The 3,338-nt window shown below is 70.4% G+C and carries 3 protein-coding genes and 1 pseudogene; 2 read left to right on the top strand and 2 right to left on the bottom strand.

Annotated features, from left to right (window positions below):
* The coding region (locus tag H5J29_RS35435) for a GntR family transcriptional regulator (protein ID WP_181783677.1) at positions 1 to 167 on the bottom strand (167 nt) is incomplete at its 3' end.
* 84 nt (positions 168 to 251) lie between these two features.
* Here H5J29_RS35435 and H5J29_RS26155 point away from each other — a divergent pair.
* Complete coding sequence (locus tag H5J29_RS26155) at positions 252 to 473, top strand: hypothetical protein (protein WP_181783676.1); 222 nt, start codon at positions 252 to 254, stop codon at positions 471 to 473.
* Positions 474 to 621: 148 nt separating this feature from the next.
* On the top strand, positions 622 to 2,799 hold the full coding sequence (locus tag H5J29_RS26150) for a glutamine synthetase III family protein (protein WP_181783675.1): 2,178 nt from the start codon (positions 622 to 624) through the stop codon (positions 2,797 to 2,799).
* 102 nt (positions 2,800 to 2,901) lie between these two features.
* On the opposite strand, the pseudogene H5J29_RS26145 reads toward H5J29_RS26150, so the two are convergent.
* Positions 2,902 to 3,338 (bottom strand): annotated as a pseudogene (locus H5J29_RS26145) (zf-HC2 domain-containing protein); the annotation flags it as partial.

Here is a 3,338-nt window from a genome sequence, read left to right as displayed (position 1 = left end):
CTCGGACCTGATCCTGTACCTGTTCGGCACGCCCGGGCAGCGAGCTCCCGGGTCGGCGGCAGCCGGTCGCCCGGGCGCAGCCGCCCGTCCGACACCGCGGCCCTGATCTGCTGGTAGAGCGCGGTGGTGCGGTCACCACGGGCGCCGACGTCGAGCTGCCAGTCCACGGGGTCGAGGGTAGCGATCGGCTCATTCCGAAGAACAGTTCTTGGACCTTCGACCGGGCCACTGGTCCTCGTAGCGTCGGCCGCATGACCTTTCGCGGACCTGCCCGGGTGCTGGCCTCGGCGCACCTGGTCAACTCGATCGGCGACGGCGCCTTCTACGTCTCGTCGGTGCTCTTCTTCAGCCGGGTCGTGGGCCTGTCGGTCCTGGAGATCGGGATCGGGCTGACCGTCGGCTGGGCCGTCGGCACCCACCCGCGGGTGCCGGTCCGTCCGAAGAGGATGGTCACCGCAGGTCGTCAGAACTGAGGATGCGCGGCGCGCGGGTCCCCTGAACGACGCACCTCCGTCACGTTCCGTTCGGTTCGGCAACGCGATCGTCATCGCCCGGCAACCCTTCGGGGGATTCCGCTCCGCACGCTGACGCGTGCACACGATCGGAAGCAGAGGACCCTCCATGAGTGGAAATGCCGCGCGCCTGCAGGCGATCTCGGCCGTCGAGGCCTACGAGCCCCCCGCCGTCAGCTTCGTGCCGGGTGAAGCGCCCGGAGAGATCTTCGGCGAGAACGTGTTCAGCAAGTCCGTGATGCAGAAGCGGCTCCCGAAGTCGGTCTTCAAGTCCGTCATGGCGACGATCGAGAAGGGCGCCAAGCTCGACCCGGTGGTGGCCGACGCCGTCGCCTCCGCGATGAAGGACTGGGCGCTGGAGAAGGGCGCGACGCACTACGCGCACGTCTTCTACCCGCTCACCCACCTGACCGCCGAGAAGCACGACAGCTTCCTCGAGCCGGTGGCCGACGGGTCCGCCCTGGCCGAGTTCGCGGGCAAGACGCTGATCCAGGGCGAGCCCGACGCGTCGAGCTTCCCCAACGGCGGCCTGCGCAACACGTTCGAGGCCCGCGGGTACACCGGCTGGGACATCACCAGCCCGGCGTACGTGCTGGAGAACCCGAACGGCAACACGCTGTGCATCCCCACGGTCTTCGTCTCGATGACCGGTGAGGCGCTGGACCACAAGACCCCGGTCCTGCGCTCGCAGCAGGCGATGGGCCGCCAGGCCGAGCGCATCCTGACGCTGTTCGGGACCGAGACCGCCGAGCACGTCGTCTCGTTCTGCGGGCCGGAGCAGGAGTACTTCCTGATCGACCGGCACTTCTTCGTGGCCCGTCCGGACCTGCTCAACTCCGGCCGCACGCTGTTCGGCGCGAAGCCGGCCAAGGGTCAGGAGTTCGACGACCACTACTTCGGTGCCATCCCGGAGCGCGTCCTGGGCTTCATGATGGACACCGAGCGCGAGCTGTTCCGCCTCGGCATCCCGGCCAAGACCCGGCACAACGAGGTCGCGCCCGGCCAGTTCGAGATCGCGCCGATGTTCGAGCGCGGCAACGTCGCGAGCGACCACCAGCAGCTGCTGATGACCACGTTCAAGACGATCGCCAAGAAGCACGGCCTCGAGATCCTCTTCCACGAGAAGCCGTTCGAGGGCGTCAACGGCTCCGGCAAGCACGTCAACTGGTCGCTGGGCAACTCCGAGCTGGGCTCGCTGCTGGTCCCGGGCGACACCCCGCACGAGAACGCGCAGTTCCTGGTGTTCTGCGCCGCGGTCATCCGCGCGGTGCACAAGTACTCGGGCCTGCTGCGGGTCTCGGTCGCCTCGGCGACCAACGACCACCGCCTCGGCGCCAACGAGGCCCCGCCCGCGATCATCTCGATCTTCCTCGGCGACCAGCTCGCCGACGTGTTCGAGCAGATCGCCGAGGGCGAGCTGTCCGGCTCCAAGGGCAAGGGCGCCATGCAGATCGGCGTCGACACCCTGCCGGTGCTGCCCACGGACCCGGGTGACCGCAACCGGACCAGCCCGTTCGCCTTCACCGGCAACCGGTTCGAGTTCCGTGCCCCCGGCTCGATGCAGACCGTCGCCTCCCCGATCACCACGATCAACACGATCATGGCCGAGGCCCTCGACTACTGCGCCACCGAGCTGGAGACCGCCGTCGCGGCGGGCACCGACTTCGACGCGGCCGTCCAGGCGCTTCTCAAGACCATCATCACCGAGCACGGCGCGGTCGTCTTCAACGGGGACGGCTACTCGGAGAAGTGGCAGATCGAGGCCGCCGAGCGGGGCCTGCCGAACCTGCGCACCACGCTGGACGCGGTCCCCGAGCTGATCTCCGAGTCGGCGATGGAGCTGTTCTCCACCTACGGCGTGTTCAACGAGCGCGAGATGCACTCGCGCTACGAGATCGCCCTGGAGCAGTACGCGCTCACGGTCGGCGTCGAGGCCAAGCTCACGGCGGAGATGGGCAGCACCCAGATCCTCCCGGCCGCGGTCCGCCACCAGACCGAGCTGGCGCAGAACGTCGCGACCCTCAAGGCCGCGGGCGTCGAGGCGGACACCTCCGCGCTGGTCGAGGTCACCGAGCTGGTCACGGCCCTGCGGGGCGCGTTGGCCACGCTCAAGACCGAGCTCGCCGACCACAGTGCCGAGAGCACCGTCGCCGAGGCCGAGCACGCCGGGGAGAAGCTGCTCCCGGCGATGGCCGCGGTCCGCGAGGCCGCGGACGCGCTCGAGTCGGTCGTGGCGGACGACCTCTGGCCGCTGCCGACCTACCAGGAGATGCTCTTCATCCTCTGAGCGATCCTGTCCGACTCGCGCGTCGGAACCGGGGGACTCGCGGGACGGCCTCCGCGAGTCCCCCGGTCTCGACGCGCGAGTCGGACATGCTCGCCCGTCGTGTCAGGCGGCGCGGCGGGCTGCCGGTTCGGGTCCCGGCCGGCGTCGGGCCAGGTGGGGGCGGCGCTGGGCCGCAGGCCGCTCCGGCGCGACCGGGAGGCCGGGCTCGGCGAGACCGCCGGCTTCGTCCGACGCGGCGTGGTCGTCGTCGTTCCGCGAGAGGGAGCGGTAGGCGAGCAGCAGCAGGAGCCCGACCACCACCAGCCCGTGCCCGACCAGGCGCGTGGGCTCCACCCGGTCCGCGGCCGCGTCGAGGGCGCTGAGCAGCGCCAACACCCCCACGAACGCCCCCACCACCGGCAGGATCGTGCGCGCCCCGCGCCCGCGGAGGGCGACCCAGCCGAAGGCCACGCCGAGTGCGAGGTTCCAGGCCGCGCTCTCGTGCGAGAAGTGCGTCATGGACGCACCGGACATCTCGCCGTGCAGGCCCGCGGCACCGG

The organism is Pseudonocardia pini (assembly GCF_013870575.1).
GTDB lineage: Bacteria > Actinomycetota > Actinomycetes > Mycobacteriales > Pseudonocardiaceae > Pseudonocardia > Pseudonocardia pini.
This window is presented reverse-complemented; position numbering and strand designations above follow the sequence as displayed.

What these genes read in the sequence shown, in the direction of transcription:
- H5J29_RS26150 (WP_181783675.1), top strand. Translation starts at nt 622, where the DNA reads ATGAGTGGAAATGCCGCGCGCCTGCAGGCGATCTCGGCCGTCGAGGCC.
- H5J29_RS26155 (WP_181783676.1), top strand. Translation starts at nt 252, where the DNA reads ATGACCTTTCGCGGACCTGCCCGGGTGCTGGCCTCGGCGCACCTGGTC.